This is a genomic window from Pseudooceanicola profundi, from assembly GCF_050897955.1.
Taxonomy (GTDB): Bacteria; Pseudomonadota; Alphaproteobacteria; order Rhodobacterales; family Rhodobacteraceae; genus Pseudooceanicola.
Genome location: NZ_JBPAXZ010000001.1, coordinates 2,110,394 through 2,130,772, shown reverse-complemented (window position 1 = coordinate 2,130,772; position 20,379 = coordinate 2,110,394). Strand labels below are relative to the sequence as shown.

The following is a 20,379-nucleotide window of genomic DNA, read 5'->3' as shown; positions in this document are numbered from 1 at the left end:
GATGAGCGATATGACCGTTGAAAAGGGCGCGCCCGAGCTTATGAAATTCACCGTGCCGATGGTGGCCGGGCTGGGCCTGATCCTCGGGTTCCTGACCGGGAATGTCGTCGGGCAGCCGCTGATCGGGCTGGTGCTGGGGGTGATTTTTGGCGCCGCGCTCGGCTGGGCGCTGAACACCATGGTGCCGAACCGGATCGTGGGCCGCTGGGGCGTGATTGCCGCATTTGCCATCGCCGGGCTGCTGTTCGGCGGGCTGGGCGGCGCTGTCGGCGGGGCGATCATCGGGGCGATCCTGGGGTGGTTTGCCTATTGGATCGGGCGTGGCACCTATCGCGACTCCGTGCCGATCTATTATACGCCGGGTCAGACGCTGTGGTGGAACTTCTTCCTGTTCCTCTGCGGTGCGATCTTCATTTTCCTGATTACACCGGTTCTGGTGGTGCTGCCGCTGTCGTTTAACGCAGAGGATTTCTTTACCTTCACGCCGGAGATGCTGCGGCTCGACCCTGAAGGCTATTCCCTCAAGCACTATCGCGACTTTTTCAATACGTCGGACTGGCAGCTGGCGCTGAAGAATTCGCTGATCATCGCGCCAATCGCGACGATCATCTCCGTCTCACTGGGCACGCTGGCAGCCATCGGCCTGTCGCAGTCCCATGTGCCGTTCAAGCGGCCGATCATGGCGATCCTGATCTCGCCGATGATTGTGCCGCTGATCATTTCGGCCACGGGGATGTTCTTCTTCTACTCCACGCTGGGGAACTTTCTGGAAGATACGATCGGCATGTCGAAGTCGATCGTCGGCTATATCAAGGTGATCCTCGCCCATGCCGTGCTGGGTATCCCCTTTGTCATCATCACGGTGACGGCGACGCTGGTGGGTTTTGACCGGTCGCTGACGCGGGCGGCGGCGAATATGGGGGCGGATCCGGTGACGACCTTCTTCCGGGTGCAGATGCCGCTCATTCTGCCCGGGGTGATTTCCGGGGGGCTATTTGCCTTCATCACCTCGTTTGACGAGGTGGTGGTGGTGCTATTTGTCGGCTCGGCCGCACAGAAGACCTTGCCGTGGCAGATGTTCATCGGGCTCAGGGAGCAGATTTCGCCAACGATCCTGGCGGTGGCGACGATCCTCGTTTGTATTTCCATTGCATTGCTGATGACGCTGGAGATCCTGCGGCGGCGGTCGGAGCGGCTCAGAGGCATGTCGCCGGGCTGACGCCCGCCGACCCGGGTGGGGGCGCTGCCCCCTGCCGACACATGCAGGCATGTGTCGGCCACCCCCGGAGTATTTCGGGAAAGATGAAGCAGGGGGGCGGTATGAAGCTGGGGATTGTCGGGGGCAGTGGTCAGCTGGGGCGGGCCATTGCCTTTGCGCATCTGAGGAATGGTGGCGTGGCCGCGGGCGATCTGTGGATTGCCAACAGGGACGGGCGGCGCGACGGGTTCGAGGATTTTCCGGATGTCACGGTGACCAGCTCTGCTCAGGCGCTGGCCGAGACCTGCGACGTCGTGTTGCTGTCGGTGCCGCCGGCGCAATTCGGAGCGCTTGAGCTGCGGGCGGAGGGGAAGCTGGTCATCTCCGTCATGGCGGGCGTGACGATCGCCGCAATATCGGAGAAGACGGGGACAGGCCGCATTGCACGCGGCATGTCGAGCCCCGTGGCCGAGCTGGGGCTGGCGCATTCGTCATTTTGCGCCACCACAGCTGTGACGGAGGCGGACCGGGCGATGATCCGGGCGGTCTTTGCCCCCTGCGGTATGGTCGACGAGGTAACGGAGGAGCCATTGATGGATGTCTTCTGCGCGCTGACCGGGCCGGTGCCCGGGTTTGTCGCTTATTACGCCGCCTGCATGGTGGAGGCGGCGGTGGCGCAGGGCATGCCGGAGGATGTGGCGGACCGGGCGGTCCGGCAGCTGTTCCAGGCCTCAGGGGCCGCGCTGAAGGAATGGCCGGAGACGCCCGCCGCGCAGGTGCAGGCCATGGTGGATTACGCGGGGACCACGGCGGCGGGATTGCTGGCGATGATGGAGAGACCGGTGGCGGAGGGGATTGCGGCCGGGCTGGAGGCGGCGAAGGAAAAGGCCCGGGTCATGGGGAGTCATACGGATTTAAGTTGACGGTTGCGGACATGAGTGCACTCTGAACCTGCAGATACGATTGCCACAGAGGTTTCAGGACATGTCGATTCTCAGAAAAGCTATTTTAACTTCAGTCGTGCTGGGGGCTGTTGCCGGCGCCGCTCAGGCCGAGAACAAAATCAAGTATCAGAAGAAAGTCAGCCTGAAGGTGGGGCAGGCGATGGTGGTACATGGGATGCGCGGCGAATGCGGCGCCATGCCAACAAAGGCGCAGATCAAGAAAATGGAACAGCGTTATGGCAAGCTGGGTGTCGGGCGCATTGTCGCCGGTAAACCCGGTACACGCAATTCAAAGAGCTGCGGTGGCAAGACCCCGGCCATCGAAGCCATTTTCGTCGCCGAGACGCCCGGTCAGGTCATGGTCGATATCTTCGGCGACCCGATCGCCATTACTGTTAAATAATCAGGGGTGTTAGGCGGCCCCCGGGAGGGCCGCCTTTCCGATCAGGCGCGCACGAGCTTCTCGTAGCTTTCCGCCGTGTCACGGCAGAGGGCGCCGACCTCGAAGTTGTAGTCGCCGATCTGGCCCACCGGGGTCACCTCGGCCGCGGTGCCTGTCAGCCAGCATTGTTCGAAGCCTTCCAGCTCTTCCGGCATGATGTGACGTTCGTGGACCTTGATCTGCTTGTCCTCCAGCATGCCGATGACCGTCTGACGGGTCAGGCCGTTGAGGAAGCAGTCGGCCTTGGGCGTGTGCACCTCGCCGTCCTTAACGAAGAAGATATTGGCGCCGGTCGCCTCGGCCACGTAACCGCGGTAATCCATGAAGAGCGCGTCGGAGCAGCCCTTGGCTTCGGCCGCGTGCTTGGACATGGTGCAGATCATGTAGAGGCCGGCGGCCTTGGCATGCACGGGGATCGTCTCGGGCGAGGGGCGCTTCCACTTGGCGATGTCGAGCTTGGCGCCCTTGAATTTGGCGTCACCATAGTAATTGCCCCATTCCCAGCCGGCGATGGCCAGACGGACCGGGTTACGCTTGGCGGAGACACCCATGTCCTCGCCCGAGCCGCGCCATGCGACGGCGCGGACATAGGCGTCCTTCCAGCCATTGGCGGCCAGCATGTCATACTTGGCCTTCTCGATTTCCTCGACGGTATAGGGGATCTCGAAATCGAGCCACTGGGCGGAGCGGCGCAGGCGCTCAGAATGCTGCACGCCTTTGAAAATCTTGCCGTTGTAGCAGCGCTCGCCTTCGAAGACGGAGGAGGCGTAATGCAGGCCGTGGGTCAGCAGGTGTACATTGGCATCACGCCATTCCACCAGTTTGCCGTCCATCCAGATCTTGCCGTCGCGATCGTCGTATGCGCCTTCCATCTCTTCACCTTTTCCATTTATTGCGCTTTATTGGTCCGCACTGGACATAAAGTTGCGCCGAAAACAGCGACTCGCTAACAGTTGGATATTGGAATGTCAACAAGACTGACATAACATGACAAAAAACACGGCAGTTTGTGAACGACGACAGATGAGTGACGCCCATAGCGGAGAGAGCCTGCTGTTCCTGACGGATGAACAGTTGAGGCAGGGGATTGAGGGAATGTTCTTTGCGTACCGGGGATTTACCTCGGCGCCGGACCAGATCCTCGAAGGCAGTGACTATGGCCGGGCGCATCACCGGGCCCTGCATTTTATCGGCCGGTCGCCGGGGATGAATGTGAACCGGCTGCTGGCGATCCTTGGCGTGACCAAGCAGTCGCTGAACCGGGTTCTACGGACATTGATCGAGGATGAGATGGTGGAGAGTCGCGTGGGCCATGCCGACAAGCGCGAGCGCCATCTGCATCTGACAGAGAAGGGCGCGGCGCTGGAGACCCGGCTGTCGGAGGCGCAGCGGGCACAGATGCGGGCGGCCTATCGCAAGGCCGGGCCGGAGGCTGTGGCCGGGTTCCGGCAGGTGCTGGAGGCGATGATGGATCCGGAGATGCGGCGGCTCTATGCCGGGCTGAGAGAGGGGGGCGCATGAGCGATCCCTCGCCGCATCTGCTGATCGTCGATGACGACGAACGTATCCGGGAGCTGCTGTCGCGCTATCTGAAGAAGAGCGGGTTCCTGATTTCAACCGCGCGGGACGGGGCGCATGCCCGGCGGTTGCTGGCAGGGCTGGAGTTCGACCTGATCGTTATGGATGTGATGATGCCGGGAGAGGACGGGGTCAGCCTGACGCGGTCCCTGCGCGATGATCTGGCGACGCCGATCCTGTTGCTGACCGCGCGGGATGAGACGAGCGACCGGATCGCGGGGCTGGAGGCCGGAGCGGATGACTATCTGGCCAAGCCGTTCGAGCCGAAGGAGCTGCTGCTGCGGATCAATGCCATTCTGCGGCGGATGCCGGAGCCTGCCGTGACCAAGGTCGCGCCCAAGGTGCTGACCATGGGCGAGGTGCGGTATGACATCGACCGGGGCGAGATGTGGCAGGGCGAGGATCTGGTGCGTCTGACCGGGACGGAAGTGCAGCTGATGCGGATCTTCTCCGCCCATCCGGGGGAGCCGATGAGCCGTATCCGGCTGGTGGAGGAGCTGGGGCGCGGCGGCGGGACCGGTCGCGACGGGCAGTCGCAGGAGCGGGCGGTGGATGTGCAGATCACCCGGCTGCGGCGCAAGATCGAATCCGATCCGAAACAGCCGCGATACCTGCAGACGGTGCGCGGAGAGGGCTATATGCTGGTGCATGACTGAGCCGGAGGAGGCCCCATGACCACAGCGCTGATCACCCATCCCGACTTTCATGACCATGTGAACCCGGAGGGGCACCCCGAACAGGTGGCCCGGCTGAAAGAGGTGCTGAAGGCGCTGGCGGGCTGGGACCTGCTGGAGGTCGAGGCGCCGGTGGCGGAGGAGGCTTCGCTGCTTCTGGCCCATCCGCGCGCGCATCTGGATGCGGTGCGGGCGGCGTCGCCCAAGTCGGGGATCGTGCCGCTGGATGCCGATACCTATATGTCGCCGGGGTCTTTGACGGCGGCCTATCGTGCGGCAGGTGGGGCGGTAAAGGCCGTCGACATGGTACTGGGGGGCGAGGTGCAGAATGCCTTTGTCGCCTGTCGTCCGCCGGGGCACCATGCGGAGACAGCACGGCCGATGGGCTTTTGTCTGTTCGGCAATGTGGTGGTGGCCGCGAAACATGCGCTGGAGACCCATGGGCTCAGCAAGGTCGCGATTGTTGATTTCGACGTGCATCACGGCAATGGGACAGAGGATCTGGTGCGGTCCGATCCGCGGATCCGGTTCATCTCCACCCATCAGATGCCGCTTTATCCCGGGACGGGCCTGCCGCAGGACCATGGCCCGCATGGCACGATTACCAATATTGCCCTGTCGGCGGGGACGGATGGCGGGCTCTACCGCAAGATCGTGACCAGTCGCATCCTGCCGATCCTGCGGGACTTCGCGCCGGAGCTGCTGATCCTCTCTGCCGGGTTCGATGCGCATAAGGACGATCCGCTGGCCGCGATCGAGCTTTCGACGGAAGATTTCGGCTGGATCACTGAACAGCTGGCGGGCCTCGCGGCGGAGGTCTGTCAGGGCCGGATCGTGTCCTGTCTGGAGGGCGGGTACAACCTGTCCGCGCTGACGGAGTCGGTGACCATTCACGTCGATGCGTTGATCACGGCCGGGGCGCGTTGATCCTTCCGGCGCGCGCGCCTATGGTGCGCCGCGACAGCATCCGAGGAGTGCCGGCATGAGTGACGAAAAACCCGTCGACCAGATGAGCTTTGAAGAGGCCATGCGGGAGCTTGAGGCGGTCGTGGGCAAGCTGGAGCGGGGCGATGTGCCGCTGGAGCAGTCCATCGCGCTGTACGAACGCGGCGCGGCGCTGAAGAAGCGCTGCGAGGACCGGCTGCGCGCGGCAGAGGAAAAGGTCGAGGCGATCACCGCCGATGCCGATGGCACTGCCACCGGAACGAAACCTGCCGACGGGTTCTGATGTTCACGCTGAAGATCGCGCAGGTTGCCGCGGCAGTGACCGCGCGGCTCGACGCTGCCCTGGCAGAGATGCCGGGGGAGGTCGGGGCGGCAATGCGGCATGCGTCCTCGGGGGGGAAGCGGCTCAGGGCCTTTCTGGTGCATGAGAGCGCGGCGCTCTATGGCGTGGCGCCCGGCCCCGCGCTGGATGCGGCGGCGGCGATCGAGGCGATGCATGCCTATTCGCTGGTGCATGACGACCTGCCCGCTATGGATGACGATGACCTGCGGCGCGGCCAGCCGACTGTGCATGTGAAGTGGGACGAGGCGACGGCGATTCTGACCGGCGATGCGTTGCAGAGCCTTGCGTTTGACCTGCTGGCGCATGCCGATCTGCCTGCGGGTCGCGTCGTGACGCTGGTTCAGGGCATGTCCCGTGCCGCCGGCGGGCAGGGGATGGTTCTGGGGCAGGCCATGGATATCGCGGCGGAGACGGCGGCAGCGCCGCTGACGTTGCCGGAGATCACCGATTTGCAGGCCAAGAAGACCGGTGCGCTGATCGAATGGTCGGGCTGCGCCGGGCCGATCATGGCCGGGGCCGATCCTGCGGCGATGGCTGGCTATTCCCGGGCGCTCGGGCTCGCGTTCCAGATCGCGGATGACATTCTGGATGTCGAGGGCGATGAGGCGCAGACCGGCAAGCGGCTGCGCAAGGATGGCGAGGCCGGGAAGGCGACGTTTGTCTCCCTGCTGGGGCTGGAGGGCGCCAAGGCGGAGGCAGATCGGCTCGTGACCACCGCCTGCGACGCGCTAACTGGTTTTGGAGCAGAGGCGGATGCCTTGCGGGATGCCGCCCGCTTCGTTATCTCGCGGGACAGCTGAGCTAGGCCCGAAACGCCCGGGGAGGGCGATATGAGCGACAGACCCGTCACACCGCTGCTCGACAAGGTTCGCGATCCGAGCGACCTGAAGCAGTTCACCGACCCCCAGCTTCGGCAGGTGGCGCAGGAATTGCGGGCCGAGACGATCTCGGCCGTGTCGGAAACCGGCGGGCATCTGGGCGCGGGTCTGGGCGTGGTCGAGCTGACCGTGGCGCTGCATGCGGTCTGGGATGCGCCAAAGGACCGGATCATCTGGGACGTCTCGCATCAGAGCTACCCGCACAAGATCCTGACCGGGCGGCGCGACCGCATCCGCACCCTGCGGCAGAAGGACGGGCTGTCGGGTTTCACCAAGCGGTCGGAGAGCCCCTATGACCCGTTTGGCGCGGCGCATAGTTCGACGTCTATCTCCGCCGCTTTGGGCTTTGCCGTGGCGCGGGATCTGGGTGGCGCGCCGGAACATGGGCTGGGCGATGCGATTGCCGTGATCGGGGACGGGGCGATGAGCGCGGGCATGGCCTATGAGGCGATGAACAATGCCGGGCATCTGAAAAAGCGCCTGATCGTCATCCTGAACGATAATGAGATGTCGATTGCACCGCCGGTGGGGGCGATGTCGTCCTATCTCTCGCGGCTTTATGCCGGCGATCCGTTCCAGGAATTCAAGGCGGCGGCCAAGGGCGCCGTGTCGCTGCTGCCGCCACCGTTCCGCGAAGGGGCGAAGCGGGCCAAGGAAATCCTCAAGGGGATGGCCGTGGGCGGGACGCTTTTCGAGGAGCTGGGGTTTTCCTACATCGGGCCGCTGGACGGGCATGACATGACGCAGCTCCTGCCGGTGCTGCGGACCGTCAAGGCGCGGGCGACCGGGCCGGTGCTGATCCATGTGGTGACGAAAAAAGGCAAGGGTTATGCCCCTGCGGAGGCCGCCAGTGACAAGGGCCATGCGACGGGCAAATTCGATGTGGTTTCAGGCAAGCAGAAGAAATCACCTTCGAATGCGCCTTCCTATACGTCGGTCTTTGGCAAGGAGCTGGTGCGGCTGGCCGAGCTTGATCCGCGTATCTGTGCCGTGACCGCCGCCATGCCGGACGGGACCGGGCTGAACCTGATGGCGGAGCGCTTTCCGTCGCGGACCTTTGACGTCGGCATCGCCGAACAGCATGGGGTGACCTTTGCTGCGGGCCTCGCGGCGGCGGGGATGCGGCCGTTCTGCGCGCTCTATTCGACCTTCCTCCAGCGCGGCTATGATCAGGTTGTGCATGACGTGGCGATCCAGCGCCTGCCGGTGCGTTTTGCCATCGACCGGGCCGGGCTGGTCGGGGCCGATGGGGCCACCCATGCGGGCAGCTACGACATCGCCTTCATGGCGAACCTGCCGGGCATGGTCGTGATGGCCGCCGCCGATGAGGCGGAGCTGAAGCATATGGTGGCGACCGCTGCCGCCTATGACGCGGGTCCCATCGCCTTTCGGTATCCGCGCGGCGAGGGGGTGGGCTGCGAGATGCCTGAGGCGGGTGAGGTGCTGGAGATTGGTCGCGGCCGGATGATCCAGAAGGGCGCGCGCGTGGCGATCCTGTCCTTTGGCACGCGGTTGCAGGAGGTCATGGCGGCCTGCGATGCGCTGGCGGCAAAGAGGATCACCCCGACGGTCGCCGATGCGCGGTTTGCCAAGCCGCTGGACCGGGACCTGATCCTGACGCTAGCCGCCGAACATGAGGCGATGATTACCATCGAAGAGGGGGCCATCGGCGGATTTGGCAGTCATGTCGCGCAGCTTCTGGCAGAGGCGGAGGTGTTCGATGCCGGGTTCCGCTTCCGCTCCATGGTGCTGCCGGACACGTTTATCGACCAGTCGACGCCTGAGGACATGTATGCGACCGCGCAGCTGAGCGCGCCGGATATCGAGGCGAAGGTGCTGGAGGTTCTGGGCGTGGCGCAGGTCGGGCGCCGTCCGGCCTGAGCCTCAGGCGCCGGTCCCTGCGGAGATCAGCCACCATACCAGTGAGGCGCTGAGCCCGGTCTGGATGTAGCCCAGCAGCGTAAAGAGCCCGTCGCGGGCCAGCAGCCCTATGGCGAAGAAGGATATTGCCCCCGCAAAGACCGAGGTGACCATCGGCAGCACTTCCAGAAACGGGATGACAATGGTGATAGCCATGATCGTCAGCAGGGTCACGATATTCGCGGGACGGGAAGTGAAAAGGGTCAGCCGCCTGTGCGTCCGGGCATCGACCCAGGCGCAGGGCTTTCGCAGCCAGCTGACGGCCTTGTCGACCTTACTTTCCTTCACCTGACGCCGTTTGAGGAAATCGGGCAGCCAGACATGGCTGCGGCCGGCCAGTTTCTGCACCGTGACGAGGAAGATGAAGATCGCCCCGATGGTTGGCAGGCCGAAGATACCGGAAAGCGGTGAGACGAGGATCAGAGCGGGGACGAGGATAACCGGGGCGAAGCTCCGCATCCCGATCTCTTCAAGGATGGACCTGATCGAAACGACGCCATCATCGGCCGAGGCCTGGATGGCATCCAGGATATCGGTCAGTCGGCGCAGTTCCGGGCCTTCGGACCGGGGCTCTGTATCCATGGTTGCCATCGTCATGCGAGGTCAACGCCGCAAAGAGGTCTGCGGTTCAACCGGTTGCGTCAGATTCTTCGGCCAGCAGCGCGGCGAGCCCCTCGCGATAGGTGGGGTAGATGAGCTGAACGTCCAGATCCCGCTTGATCCGGTCGTTCTTCACCCGCTTGCTTTCGGCATAAAAGCTCCGGGCCATGGGGGTCATTTCGGCGGTTTCGAAGTCTTCCTCCGGCGGCAGCGGCAGGCGGAGGAGTTCTGCGGCATGGGCGATGACCTCCTGCGGGGGGGCCGGGTCGTCGTCGCAGAGGTTGTAGATCGCGCCGGGATCAGGCCGGGCGATGGAGGCGGCGAGCACCTGCGCGATATCCTCCACATGGATGCGGGAGAAGACCTGACCGGGTTTGATGATCCGCCGGGCCGTGCCGTTGCGCACCTTGGAGAAGGGGCCGCGCCCGGGGCCGTAAATCCCGGCGAGGCGGAAGATATGCAGGGGCAGACCGGGGATCGCCTGCCATTCCGCCTCTGCCGCGACGCGCCATTTGCCGCGCCGGGTGAACGGGGTCAGGGGCGTCTCCTCGTCCACCCAGCCGCCCTGATGGTCGCCATAGACGCCGGTGGTGGAAAGGTAGCCGACCCATTCCAGACGCGGGGCGGCCTCTGCGATTTCGTCGCGGAGGTGGCGCAGCATTGGGTCGCCCTCGGCATCCGGCCCGGCGGAGACGAGGATATGCGTGGCCTCCGACAGGGGGGCGGAGAGGTCACCTGGAAAGACATGCGGGTGAATACCCGTGCTTTGCAGACCTTCAGCCTTGTCAGGGTCGCGGGTTGTTCCGTGGATCACCCATCCGTTGGGCAGAAGCTTGCGGGTGAGGGCGCGGGCCGAATAGCCATGGCCAAGAGACAGGAGCGTGTGTGTCATTCAGGGGGTTTCGTCGGTGTTATCAGCCTGTCCAGCGCGGCTGTCAGGCTGCTGGGGTTTTCTATACGCAACCGTACGGGAAGGGTCAGCACGTTCGGACGGAACTCGGCAGGAAGGCGCACAGCGTCTTTTTCCGTGGTGACGAGCTGCGCTCCGAAGCGCTGCGCATCCCGCCGGAGCCGCGCAAGAAGCGCCGGGGTGAAGGGCTGATGGTCTGACAACGCCTCGGCATGCACGATGGTCGCGCCCAGGTGCCGGAGCGTGGCGAAGAACTTCTCGGGATGGCCGATGCCGGCGAAGGCAAGGAACGGGGTCGAGGTCCAGTCCATCCCGGTCTCCAACGGCTCAAGTGCGCCGCGAAGATGGGGCAGGGGCAGAACGGGATTGTGCTGCGCAAAGCTGGTCTGGGCCGGTTCAGGCCCGATGGACAAAAGCAGATCAGCGCGTTTCAGGCCGGATTCCGGCGGTTCGCGCAGCGGCCCGGCGGGAATGCACCGGCGGTTGCCGAAGCCGCGTGCGGCATCGACAACGACGATGCTCAGATCCGGGGTCAGGTCCGGGGATTGGAAACCATCGTCCATCAGTATGATCTGCGCCCCGGCGGCAATGGCTGCGCGGGCGCCGGCGGTGCGGTCGCGAGCAACCCAGACCGGGCCGAAGGCTGCCAGAAGAAGCGGCTCGTCACCAACATCCGCTGCCGTATGTTTATTGGGGTCGATCCGGACCGGCCCGGCGAGGGCGCCACCGTGACCGCGTGACAGGACATGCGCCTGCATCCCACGCTGTGAGAGCATCTCGATCAGGGCGATGACGGTTGGCGTCTTGCCGGTTCCGCCAGCGTTGATATTCCCGATGCAGACCACCGGGACCGGCAGCGGCGCATGCTGGCGCCGGGCCAGACGCCGGGCTGTTCCAAGCGCATACAGCCGGCCCAGGGGCGACAGAAGCCGGGCCAGAATGCCGGGATGTTCCGGCGATCGGAACCAGAATTCAGGCGTTTGCACGGGGTGGCACCCTGTCGAGAATATCCTCGACTGTTTCGACGACCTGATCGGTGACATGCGCGCCTTCGGTCGCAACGTCCCAGGCGGCCTGCGCCATGACGGCGGCCTGATCCACGGCGGTCAGCCGGATCACGGTGGCGCTGAGGGCCGCGGCGTCCCTGACAAGGCGGGCCGCGCCGGCCCGGGCAAACTTTTCGTATTTGGTCGCATGATTTTCAACATGCGGGCCGTATAGGATGGCCGATCCGAGAGAGGCTGCCTCGTAAGGGTCGGTCCCGCCGTGTCCGGGGGCCAGCGAGGAGCCCATGAATGCCACAGGCGCCAGGCGATACCAGAGCCCCATGTCGCAACGGTTTTCAGCCAGCAGAACCTGCGTCAGCTCGTCGGGCTGCTGGCCCTGCGACCACCGCACATGTCGCAGCCCGGTCCGGGTCAGGATCCTGTCCATTTCGGGCGCGTCGGCGGGATCTGCCGGGACGAGGATCAGGAAAATCCGGTGGGAGGCACGAATGGCCTGCCGATGCGCTTCGACGATCTGGTCCAGCTCGTCGAGCCGAATTCTGGTGGCAAGCCAGACCGGCCGCGTCGCCAGAATCTCTGACAGTTCGGCGCGTGTTTCTTCGTCGCAGGGCAGGGCCGTTCCGCCCTGTTGCAGGGGGCCGGTCACCTCGATGTGGTCCGGATTGGCGCCCAGCCGCGCCAGTTTGCGCGCCGCATTGCCTGAATTGGCGAAGATTTTCTCGGGGGAGGCCAGCAGTCCGCGGTCATTACGGGAACGCCATCTCAGGCGTGTCTCCGGCAGCGCATCTTCCTTCATATCCACCAGAACCAGCGGGATGCCGCTGCGAATGGCCTGCCCGAGCAGCACGGGACGCAGATGACCTGTGTGCCAGATGCAAAGGTTCGGCCGCCAGTGAGCCAGGAAGGCCTTGGATGCGGATGTGCTGTCTTCGGGTAGCTGCACCGGCGAAACCCGTGTCGTCAGATCCGACAGAGGTTGGAGCGGCCCGGGCGTGGTCAGCACCATCGAGACCTCGGGCCGGTTGATGCCGATGCGGCTGGCGAGCTGCAGCAGCGCGGGGATCTGGTCGGGGTCGGGGGTATGCCCCCAGACAACCGGCCCGTCGGGCCGGGGCGGCCAGTTTCGTGCTCCCTCGCCGGTGGCCTGGCTGGACCAGCGGGTCAGCGCCTGCATGATCTGTGCGGGCCTCTAGGGTCAGTCATATCAGGAGCCGAGTTCTTCGGTGGAGGAGGCCGCCGCCTCTTCGTCACGGAGGCGGTGCAGGTGGGCGATGAAATAGCGCATATGGGCATTGTCCACGGTCTTCTGCGCTTCGGCCTTCCAGGCGTCGAAGGCAGAGGCATAGTCGGGGAAGATGCCGACGATATGGATATCGTCCACATCCTTGAACACGTTCTTCGTCGGATCGACGAGTTCACCGCCGAAAACGAGGTGCAATCTCTGTGCCATATGGTCCGCTCCGTTCCGGTGAGTTTGGATGCAGGCAACCTGCGGTGTCCGGGCTAGCAGGTCAAGGTTTCGCAGGGGTTTCCGTCACCGCAACGCGTCGAGAATGCGGCCATGCAGGGCGGGGCCTGCGGCAATGACGCCATCGACCAGCGGTTCGGGATTGTTGAAGCGCAGCGCGGCACCGGTGCGGGTGGAGGTGATGGCGCCGGCTTCGCGCAGGATCAGCTCTCCGGCGGCGATGTCCCATTCCCAGCTGTCGCGAAAGGTCAGCATGGCGTCGTAACGCCCTTCGGCCACCAGCGACAGGCGGTAGGCCAGCGAGGGGCGATAATGGCGCGACACATTGGGCACGCCGCGCGGCCAGTGGCGGGCGTCGTAATTGGGTTTGGCGGCGAGGACCCGGGCACCGTCGAGATCCTCGCGCCCCGAGACGCGCAGCGGGCGGTCGTTCAGATGCGCGCCGCGGCCCAGAGCTGCGGCATAGAGCTTGCCCTTGACCGGCAGGTAGACGGCGGCGGCGACGATCTCCCCTTCTTCGGCGATGGCCAGCGAATGGGCCCAGGTTTCCGAGCCTTCGATGAAGCTGCGGGTGCCGTCGATCGGGTCGATGATAAAGCAGCGCTTCTTGCCCAGGCGGTTGTCTGTGTCCGGCGTTTCCTCTGACAGCCAGCCGTAATCGGGCCGGGCGTTCAGCAGCCGGTCGCGCAGCATGGCATCGACGGCCAGGTCGGCCTCTGTCACCGGGCCCTGATCGTCGGGTTTGTCCCAGCGTTCGGCACGCGGGCCGGAGAAGGTCAGCGCCAGCTTTCCGGCGTCCTTCGCGGCGTCGGTCAGCAGGGCGAAATCGGCGGCCAGGTCGATGTCGGGGTCATTGTCCGGCAATCGACATATCCTCGATCAGGATGGAGGGGACGATGGTGCTGAGGTGTTTGCGGGCGTCGTTGGCCGGGATGATCCGCATCAGCATGTCGATCAGGTTGCCCGCGATCGTCCCCTCCGCCACGGGGTGGGAGAGCTTGCCGTTTTCCACCCAGTAGCCGGAGGCGCCGCGGGAATAGTCGCCCGTATTGCCATTGATGGTGGAGCCTATCAGCGAGGTCACGAGGAACCCGGTCCCCATCTGCGCCAGCAGGTCGTCGCGGCTGGCCGTGCCTTCGGTCAGTTCGATATTCCAGTTGGCGGGCGAGGGCGGCGAGGCGGTGCCGCGCGCGGCATTGGCGGTGGAGGCCATGCCGAGCTTGCGGGCGGAGGCGAGGTCGAGCGTCCAGCCGGTCAGAATGCCGTTCTCGACAATGGCGCGGCGTCTGGTCGGCAGGCCTTCGGTGTCGAAGGGGCGGGAGCCGGAGGTGCGTCTGCGCAGCGGGTCCTCGATCACCGACAGCGCCTCCGGCAGGACTTGCTTGCCCAGATGGTTGCGCAGGAAGGAGCTGCCACGCGCGATGGCGGCACCGTTGATCGCGCCCAGCAGATGGCCGATCAGGCTGCTGCTGATGCGTTCGTCGAACAGCACGTTGTAGCGGCCGGTGGGCGGCTGGACCGCGCCCAGCCGGGCGACGGCGCGTTCCCCGGCCCGGGTGCCGATCTCTGCCGGGCTGCGCAGGTCGGACTGGTGCAGGCGCATGTCGCCGTCGCTGTCGCGCTCCATCTTGGTGCCGGTCCCGGCAATGGCGGTGCAATAGGTCTGGCGGGAGGTGCGGGCGAAACGACCCTGAAAGCCGTTGGTGGCGGCGATGACGGTGGAGGAAAAGCCGTAGGTCGCCCCGGCGGACTGTACCTGAGTCACGCCGCCGACGGCCATGGCGGCCTCTTCCGCCGCGATGGCGTCTTTCATCAGTGCCTCTGGGCTGGGCGCCTCGGTCGCGTCCCACATGTCAAGCGCGCTGCCGTCGCGCAGGTCGCTCAGCTGGTCGGGGTCGGCGAGGCCGATATAGGGGTCCTCCGGCGCCTCCCGGGCCATTGCGACGGCGCGGGCGGCCATCTGTTCCATCGCCGTATCGCGCAGGTCTGAAGATGACACGCAGGCCTGCCGCTGGCCCAGCAGCACGCGTAGCCCGATCTCCGCCCCTTCGGAGCGTTCGGCCTCTTCCAGCTTGCCGCCGCGCACGGTGATGGAGGTAGAGCTGCCGTCGCGCGCCACGGCATCGGCCTGATCCGCCCCGGCCTTCCGCGCGAAATTGAGCAGGCGAGCGGTCAGGTCGGCGAAGTCTTGCGTCATGTCTTTCCCTTTCGGCGGCCTATCCGAGGTAGCCGCGAAAGGGCGGGGTGACAAGGTGCGGCGGGGGGTGGTGCGGTCCCGAAGCGGTCAGGACCGGCACATGGCCTTGATGCCTGCCGCGATCTCGGGCTTTGCGGCAAGGGTATCGGCGCAGATCTCGCGCGCGTGGTCCAGCAGGGTGTCGGGATCGACGATGCGGTCGATCAGGCCAAAGCTCAGCGCTTCTTCGGCGGTGATCTTCTGGCCGCCCATCAGGATCAGCTTGGTCCGGGCCGGGCCGATCAGCGCGGCCATGCGGCCTGGGTCCGAGGGTTGCGGCAGGAAGCCCAGCTTCATTACCGGATAGAAGAACTTGGCGGAGGCGACCGAAAGCCGGATGTCGCAGGCAAGGACCATGCCCATGGAGCCACCCGCCAGCGTGCCGTTCAGCGCGGCGATGCTGAGCCCCGGAAGGGAGGCCACGGCCGAAGACAACCGTTCCCAGACCGGGGAGGTGGCGAGGCCCGCGCGGGCCTCCTCCAGATCCGCGCCGGCGGAGAAGACCTTGCCCCTGGCGGTCAGGATGACGGCGCGGGCATCGGTGGCGGATTCGAAGATCTCCGCCAGTTCGGTCAGATGAGCGCCGGTCAGGGAATTGGCCTTGTCCTGCCGGTCGATCGTGACGGTCCAGAGGGTGCCGTCCTTCTCGACCCCGATCATGCGATGAGGCCGACGCGGCGGCGGATCGCCTCATCGCGGAGAGAGATCTCCTGCCCCAGCCAGTCGTCAGCATCGGCGGTGCACATCCAGGCGAGGGTTTTCGCGGGCCATTCGGGGGGAATGTGATCCTCCCAGTTCAGCTGGCTGACGGGGTTGATTCCGCTGGCCTTGATATCGCGCTGCATCTGCGTGGCGACCGTTCCGGGGGACAATCCCATGATGCGGATGCCATTGTTGCCATTTTCGAGATGGGCGGCGCGGGTCAGCATGGCCGCCCCGGCCTTGGAGGTGCAATAGGCGCTCCAACCCTCCAGCGGGTTATGCGCGGCGCCTGACGAAACAGTGATGATCGTGCCGCCACCAGCGGCCGTCATGACCGGCAGGGCAGCCCGCATGCCATTGAAGACGCCCTTGATATTGACGTCGATCACCTGACCCCATTCGTCCGGATCGGCCTCTGCCAAGGGCGTGATCGGCTTGAGCACGCCAGCATTGCCGATCAATATGTCCAGACGCCCGAACGCTTGTATCGTGGCGTTCACGGCGGCCTCGAGCTCCCAAAAACGGGAGATGTCGCAGGGGACGGCAACCGCCGAGGGACCAATTTCTCCGGCAAGTTCGGCGATGAGCTCTCGGTCGCGTGCAAGCAGCGCAACCTGTGCGCCCGCCTCGGCAAAGGTCCGTGCTGCAGCGGCGCCGATTCCGCGGCTGGCGCCTGTGATCATGGCCACTTTGCCGGTCAAGTCGAACATTTCGCACCTCTTTCCTGAGCAGTCCCGACATAGGTAGTCCGCGTTCCTGCGCCACGTAAAGCGCTCAATCGCTTGACGAAGGGGGCAATCCTTTGTTCTTCCTGATTAACGAATTTGAAGTGGAACTGTGCCGATGTCTTTTCGCACCAGCGTATTCTCCGGGGTTCTGGCCCTGTGTGCCGCACCCGCCTTTGCGGATGTGAAGGCCGCGGATGTCTGGGACCAATGGTCTGCGCTGGCCACGGCGTTTGGCTATGAGCTCAGCGCCCTGCCGGTGCGCGAAGGGCTGGCGCTGACGGTGCCCGACGCGACGCTGACCCGGCAGATGCCAAATGACCCCGAGACCGGCGCGCCGGGTGGCAGCATCACCATGACCCTCGGCCGGATGCGACTGGTCGAGCGCGGCGACGGGACGGTCGAGGTCGAATTCCCCGGCAGTCTTCCTGTGTCGGTCACAATGGACGGCCCTCAGCGGGAAAAGGCGACGGCATCTGGCGCGGTTACGGCCCAAGGCTACGGGATGATCGTATCGGGTACCCCGGCCGATACCGTCTATGACCTCAAGGCCGACGAAATTGGCCTGAACTTCGACAAGATCGAAACATTCGGGGCTGATCCGGTGACGGCCGCTGTCAATGTTACGCTGGACGGGACTGCAGGCACGACAACCATCCGGATGGGAGATATCGCGACCGTTGCACGGGATCTGACAGTGGCGGCTGCGCGGTACTCTGTGGATATCCCGCCGCCGGCAGGCAAATCCGTCCGGACCCGGCTGGAGGGCATGTCGGAGGGGCTGAAAATGTCCTTTGCGGCCGAACTGCCGACGACGGTTGCCGCGGATGATGTCCCGGCCTACCTCGCCGGGGGTTACAGCCTGAGCGGGACGCTGGATTTGGGAAGCGGGACCAGCCAGCTGGTCGTGGAAGATGCCGATGAGACGCTGCAGGTCGCTCTGGCCAGGCAGAGCGGCGGCGTGGATGTCTCCGTTTCGCAAGATGGCATCGTTTATGATGGGCGGGCCGAAGGGCTGAATATCTCGGCCTCGGGTGGCAAGCTTCCGCTTCCGGTGAGTACGACGATGAGTTCGGTCGCGCTCGGGCTGACCGCGCCCGCCGCGGCGGGGCCGGATCAGGATTTCGGGCTGCGGCTCAACCTCGCCGAACTGGTCCTGCCGGAGCTGCTGTGGGCGATGCTGGATCCCGAAGGTGCGCTGGACCACGAGCCTGTTTCGGCGGAACTGGACCTGAGCGGCAAAGCCGAGATGTTCGTCAGCCTGATGGACCCGCAGGCGCAGCAGTCGCTGGACCCCACCGGAAAGGCGCCGGGCGCGATCGGGTCGCTTACCCTGAACAAGCTGGCGCTTCAGGCGGCTGGTGCACATATCGGGGCGGATGCCGATGTGGCGGTCGATCATTCGGCGCGCAGCGTGTTCGACCCCAAGCTTCCGGCCTTTGGGGCGACGGCGAACCTCAGGCTGACGGGTGTGACCGATCTGGTGGAGCGGCTGGCACGGATGGGGCTGATCCCCGGCGGTCCGGCGCTGGTGGGTGTCGCGATGATACGCCAGCTTGGCAAGGTTGAAACCGGCCCCGACGATCTGTCGGCCGAGATCATTGTATCACCCTCAGGGGCTGTCACCGTGAACGGCACGCCGCTGCCCCTGAAATAAGGTTATCTGCGCCGTCTTCGCCCGGGTGTCGGGGAATGAAATTCGGGCGGGCGGCGGGCGACCCATGCGATGAACCGGGCCAGCGCGGGGTGGTTTTTCAGCGCCGCCGGTGTCGCGTAATCGCGGGCGATTTCGGTCTCTGTCAGATGGGCATGGATCTGATCGTGACAGATCTGATGCAGCCGCACGACAGGCCCGTGTTTGCCCCCCTTCAGTTTCGGAACCAGATGGTGCAGCGAGGAGCGGGCCGTCGCGGGGATAGGGCGATCGCACAACGGGCAGACGGGCACTTGTTGCCCGTCGTCGGGGCGGGCTTCGGACTGGGCCTCTGTCGAAAAGGCGGCAGAAGTCCGCACGGGGGGCTTGTCATTTGCCGGCATGCGCCGCAGTTAAGCGGCGACGGAGGCAAAGATCAAACGGGCATTGATCATAGGTGCAGGTCCGGCCGGTCTCATGGCCGCTGAAGTGCTGGCCGAGGCCGGTCTGAGCGTGACGCTGGCCGACAAACGGCCAACGCCGGCGCGCAAGTTCCTGATGGCCGGAAAATCCGGTCTGAACCTGACCAAAGCGGAAGATTTATCAGCGTTTCGCGCCGCATTCGGACCAGATGCAGAGGCGCTGAGCCCCATGCTCGACGCGTTTGGACCGGCAGAGGTGCAGGCCTGGGCCGAAGGTCTGGGTCAGCCCCTGTTCACCGGGTCGACGGGCCGGGTTTTTCCCAAGGTCATGAAGGCGTCGCCGTTGTTGCGGGCGTGGATGGCGCGGCTGTCCGGGATGGGTGCAGAGGTGCGGACGCGGTATTGCTGGACCGGCTGGAACGGGCCAGACGCGATCTTTGATACGCCCGACGGACCAGTGCAGCTATCGGCGGATGTCATGGTCCTTGCCATGGGTGGGGCAAGCTGGCCGCGGCTTGGGTCTGACGGGATCTGGTCGAATGAATTTCCGGGACAGGTGGCGCCGTTCAAGCCCGCCAATGCCGGTATCACTGTCGCGTGGTCCGACAAAATGGCCGAACAATTCGGTGCGCCGCTCAAGTCGATTGCCCTGCAGGTGCCTGGGCAGCAGACCCGGTCCGAAGCGGTCATTTCGGCGCGGGGGCTGGAGGGGGCGGGCATCTATGCGCTGTCCCGCTGGCTGCGCGAGGGGGCCGCGCTGACCATCGACCTGATGCCCGATCTGAGCGAGGCCGCCCTGCGCGAAAAACTCTCCAAACGGCGGCGCGGTGACAGCCTGTCGTCGCATCTGCGGCGCAGGCTGGGACTGGATCCGGCCAAACGCGCCTTGCTGATGGAATTCGGGCGGCCCCTGCCAGATGACCTGGCGCCTCTGCTCAAGGCGCTGCCGGTGCGGCATGAGGGGGCTATGCCGATGGAACAGGCGATCTCCACCGCCGGGGGACTGCGGTTTGACGCTTTGGACGACAGGCTGATGCTGCGTGACCGCCCCGGCACCTTTGCCGCCGGGGAGATGTTGGACTGGGAGGCGCCGACGGGCGGTTACCTCCTGACGGCCTGTCTGGCCACGGGCCGCTGGGCGGGCCTTGCCGCCGCGGATTATGCCTTTTCCGATTCGACGGTGCGCAGGTAGGCGTCCCGCGCACGCATCCGCTGGCCATAGTCGAGCAGCAGATCACTCTCGATCGGGAATTTCGCGCCGAAGCCCCAGTTGAGCGTATGGGTCAGGAGGATGTCGGTGATCGTCATCTCTTCGCCCATCACGAAGGGGCCCTTGAAGCGCTGTTCCAGCGCCGTGATCGCGCGGGCCCATTCCCATTTCGCCGTATCCTTGACGCCCGCGACGCGCTTGTCTTCTGGCAGGAGGAAGCTGTGGCGGGTGGCGGTCCAGATCACCGCCTCCAGATCGTCGAGGATCTGGAAGGTGACGGCATCCTGCTTGGCGCGGGCGAGGGTTCCGGCGGGGGCGGTCAGGGCCCCATGCTTATCGGCGAGGTAGGTCAGGATCGCGGCGCTGTCGGAAATGCCTTCGCCATCCACGACCAGCACCGGCAGCTTGCCCAGCGGGGAATATTTCAGGACCTCGGGCGTGTGCTGCTTGGCCTTGATACGTTCGTAAGGCTGGCCGATCTCCTCCAGCATCCAGACAACACGAAACGTGCGGTTCTGAGCCGCGCCTATGACGGTGTACATGG

At 65.1% G+C, this 20,379-nt stretch carries 23 protein-coding genes; 11 read left to right on the top strand and 12 right to left on the bottom strand.

All coding sequences use genetic code 11. From position 1 onward, the window contains the following. Window position 1 precedes the first annotated feature (1 nt). The 3 genes from ACRARG_RS10710 (at window position 2) to ACRARG_RS10700 (ending at window position 2,545) form a co-directional block, all read left to right on the top strand. Window positions 2-1,219 (top strand): ABC transporter permease, encoded by a 1,218-nt coding sequence (locus ACRARG_RS10710; RefSeq protein ID WP_432689997.1) that lies wholly within the window; start codon window positions 2-4, stop codon window positions 1,217-1,219. A 101-nt stretch (window positions 1,220-1,320) separates the two neighbouring features. Further along, entirely contained in the window at window positions 1,321-2,121 is an 801-nt protein-coding gene (locus tag ACRARG_RS10705) for a pyrroline-5-carboxylate reductase family protein (RefSeq protein ID WP_432689996.1), read from the top strand. Between the two features lie 61 nt (window positions 2,122-2,182). Further along, a complete protein-coding gene (locus ACRARG_RS10700) occupies window positions 2,183-2,545 on the top strand; it encodes a hypothetical protein (RefSeq protein WP_432689995.1) in 363 nt (120 codons plus the stop codon). A gap of 41 nt (window positions 2,546-2,586) precedes the next feature. Here the strand turns inward: ACRARG_RS10700 and ACRARG_RS10695 are convergent, their stop codons facing one another. After that, window positions 2,587-3,456 (bottom strand): branched-chain amino acid aminotransferase, encoded by an 870-nt coding sequence (locus tag ACRARG_RS10695; protein WP_432689994.1) that lies wholly within the window; start codon window positions 3,454-3,456, stop codon window positions 2,587-2,589. Window positions 3,457-3,607: 151 nt separating this feature from the next. On the opposite strand from ACRARG_RS10695, the gene ACRARG_RS10690 reads away from it, so the two are divergent. Genes ACRARG_RS10690 through dxs form a run of 6 tightly spaced genes read left to right on the top strand, consistent with a single transcriptional unit; the run spans window position 3,608 to window position 8,883 of the window. Beyond that, a complete protein-coding gene (locus ACRARG_RS10690) occupies window positions 3,608-4,105 on the top strand; it encodes a MarR family winged helix-turn-helix transcriptional regulator (protein ID WP_432689993.1) in 498 nt (165 codons plus the stop codon). Further along, window positions 4,102-4,818: a response regulator gene (locus ACRARG_RS10685; protein ID WP_432689992.1), complete on the top strand. Its 717-nt coding sequence runs from the start codon at window positions 4,102-4,104 to the stop codon at window positions 4,816-4,818. Before ACRARG_RS10690 ends, ACRARG_RS10685 begins: the two co-directional genes overlap by 4 nt. A gap of 15 nt (window positions 4,819-4,833) precedes the next feature. Next, window positions 4,834-5,763 (top strand): histone deacetylase family protein, encoded by a 930-nt coding sequence (locus ACRARG_RS10680; protein ID WP_432689991.1) that lies wholly within the window; start codon window positions 4,834-4,836, stop codon window positions 5,761-5,763. Between the two features lie 55 nt (window positions 5,764-5,818). Next, window positions 5,819-6,064, top strand: a complete 246-nt coding sequence (locus ACRARG_RS10675) for an exodeoxyribonuclease VII small subunit (RefSeq protein ID WP_432689990.1) — start codon at window positions 5,819-5,821, stop codon at window positions 6,062-6,064. Further along, entirely contained in the window at window positions 6,064-6,924 is an 861-nt protein-coding gene (locus ACRARG_RS10670) for a polyprenyl synthetase family protein (protein ID WP_432689989.1), read from the top strand. The genes ACRARG_RS10675 and ACRARG_RS10670 overlap by 1 nt, the downstream gene beginning before the upstream one ends. A gap of 30 nt (window positions 6,925-6,954) precedes the next feature. Further along, window positions 6,955-8,883, top strand: a complete 1,929-nt coding sequence (dxs, locus tag ACRARG_RS10665; protein WP_432689988.1) for a 1-deoxy-D-xylulose-5-phosphate synthase — start codon at window positions 6,955-6,957, stop codon at window positions 8,881-8,883. A gap of 3 nt (window positions 8,884-8,886) precedes the next feature. Here dxs and ACRARG_RS10660 read toward each other — a convergent pair whose 3' ends face one another. From ACRARG_RS10660 to ACRARG_RS10620, 9 genes are all read right to left on the bottom strand, one after another. Next, the gene (locus tag ACRARG_RS10660) at window positions 8,887-9,519 is read right to left on the bottom strand and encodes an exopolysaccharide biosynthesis protein (RefSeq protein ID WP_432689987.1); all 633 of its coding nucleotides are present in this window, start codon (window positions 9,517-9,519) and stop codon (window positions 8,887-8,889) included. A 31-nt stretch (window positions 9,520-9,550) separates the two neighbouring features. Then, a complete protein-coding gene (locus ACRARG_RS10655) occupies window positions 9,551-10,414 on the bottom strand; it encodes an SDR family oxidoreductase (protein WP_432689986.1) in 864 nt (287 codons plus the stop codon). Further along, complete coding sequence (gene lpxK, locus ACRARG_RS10650) at window positions 10,411-11,418, bottom strand: tetraacyldisaccharide 4'-kinase (protein WP_432689985.1); 1,008 nt, start codon at window positions 11,416-11,418, stop codon at window positions 10,411-10,413. The genes ACRARG_RS10655 and lpxK overlap by 4 nt, the downstream gene beginning before the upstream one ends. Then, window positions 11,405-12,613 (bottom strand): 3-deoxy-D-manno-octulosonic acid transferase, encoded by a 1,209-nt coding sequence (locus ACRARG_RS10645; RefSeq protein WP_432689984.1) that lies wholly within the window; start codon window positions 12,611-12,613, stop codon window positions 11,405-11,407. Before ACRARG_RS10645 ends, lpxK begins: the two co-directional genes overlap by 14 nt. Before the next feature lie 30 nt (window positions 12,614-12,643). Then, window positions 12,644-12,889, bottom strand: a complete 246-nt coding sequence (locus tag ACRARG_RS10640) for a DUF4170 domain-containing protein (protein ID WP_432689983.1) — start codon at window positions 12,887-12,889, stop codon at window positions 12,644-12,646. An 84-nt stretch (window positions 12,890-12,973) separates the two neighbouring features. Beyond that, window positions 12,974-13,771: an inositol monophosphatase family protein gene (locus tag ACRARG_RS10635; protein WP_432689982.1), complete on the bottom strand. Its 798-nt coding sequence runs from the start codon at window positions 13,769-13,771 to the stop codon at window positions 12,974-12,976. Next, window positions 13,758-15,104, bottom strand: a complete 1,347-nt coding sequence (locus ACRARG_RS10630; RefSeq protein ID WP_432689981.1) for a TldD/PmbA family protein — start codon at window positions 15,102-15,104, stop codon at window positions 13,758-13,760. Before ACRARG_RS10630 ends, ACRARG_RS10635 begins: the two co-directional genes overlap by 14 nt. A gap of 87 nt (window positions 15,105-15,191) precedes the next feature. Further along, complete coding sequence (locus tag ACRARG_RS10625) at window positions 15,192-15,803, bottom strand: enoyl-CoA hydratase/isomerase family protein (RefSeq protein WP_432689980.1); 612 nt, start codon at window positions 15,801-15,803, stop codon at window positions 15,192-15,194. Beyond that, window positions 15,800-16,555, bottom strand: coding sequence for an SDR family oxidoreductase (locus ACRARG_RS10620; RefSeq protein WP_432689979.1), 756 nt, complete (start codon window positions 16,553-16,555; stop codon window positions 15,800-15,802). The genes ACRARG_RS10625 and ACRARG_RS10620 overlap by 4 nt, the downstream gene beginning before the upstream one ends. Window positions 16,556-16,688: 133 nt before the next feature. On the opposite strand from ACRARG_RS10620, the gene ACRARG_RS10615 reads away from it, so the two are divergent. Then, complete coding sequence (locus ACRARG_RS10615) at window positions 16,689-18,227, top strand: hypothetical protein (protein WP_432689978.1); 1,539 nt, start codon at window positions 16,689-16,691, stop codon at window positions 18,225-18,227. A gap of 2 nt (window positions 18,228-18,229) precedes the next feature. Here the strand turns inward: ACRARG_RS10615 and ACRARG_RS10610 are convergent, their stop codons facing one another. Continuing rightward, window positions 18,230-18,517 carry an HNH endonuclease family protein gene (locus tag ACRARG_RS10610; protein WP_432691357.1) on the bottom strand — a complete coding sequence of 96 codons (288 nt, stop codon included), beginning with the start codon at window positions 18,515-18,517 and terminating at the stop codon, window positions 18,230-18,232. A gap of 121 nt (window positions 18,518-18,638) precedes the next feature. On the opposite strand from ACRARG_RS10610, the gene ACRARG_RS10605 reads away from it, so the two are divergent. Then, complete coding sequence (locus ACRARG_RS10605) at window positions 18,639-19,817, top strand: TIGR03862 family flavoprotein (protein ID WP_432691356.1); 1,179 nt, start codon at window positions 18,639-18,641, stop codon at window positions 19,815-19,817. Here ACRARG_RS10605 and ACRARG_RS10600 read toward each other — a convergent pair. Next, window positions 19,784-20,377 carry a glutathione S-transferase family protein gene (locus ACRARG_RS10600; RefSeq protein ID WP_432689977.1) on the bottom strand — a complete coding sequence of 198 codons (594 nt, stop codon included), beginning with the start codon at window positions 20,375-20,377 and terminating at the stop codon, window positions 19,784-19,786. The genes ACRARG_RS10605 and ACRARG_RS10600 overlap by 34 nt on opposite strands. Window positions 20,378-20,379: the final 2 nt, after the last annotated feature.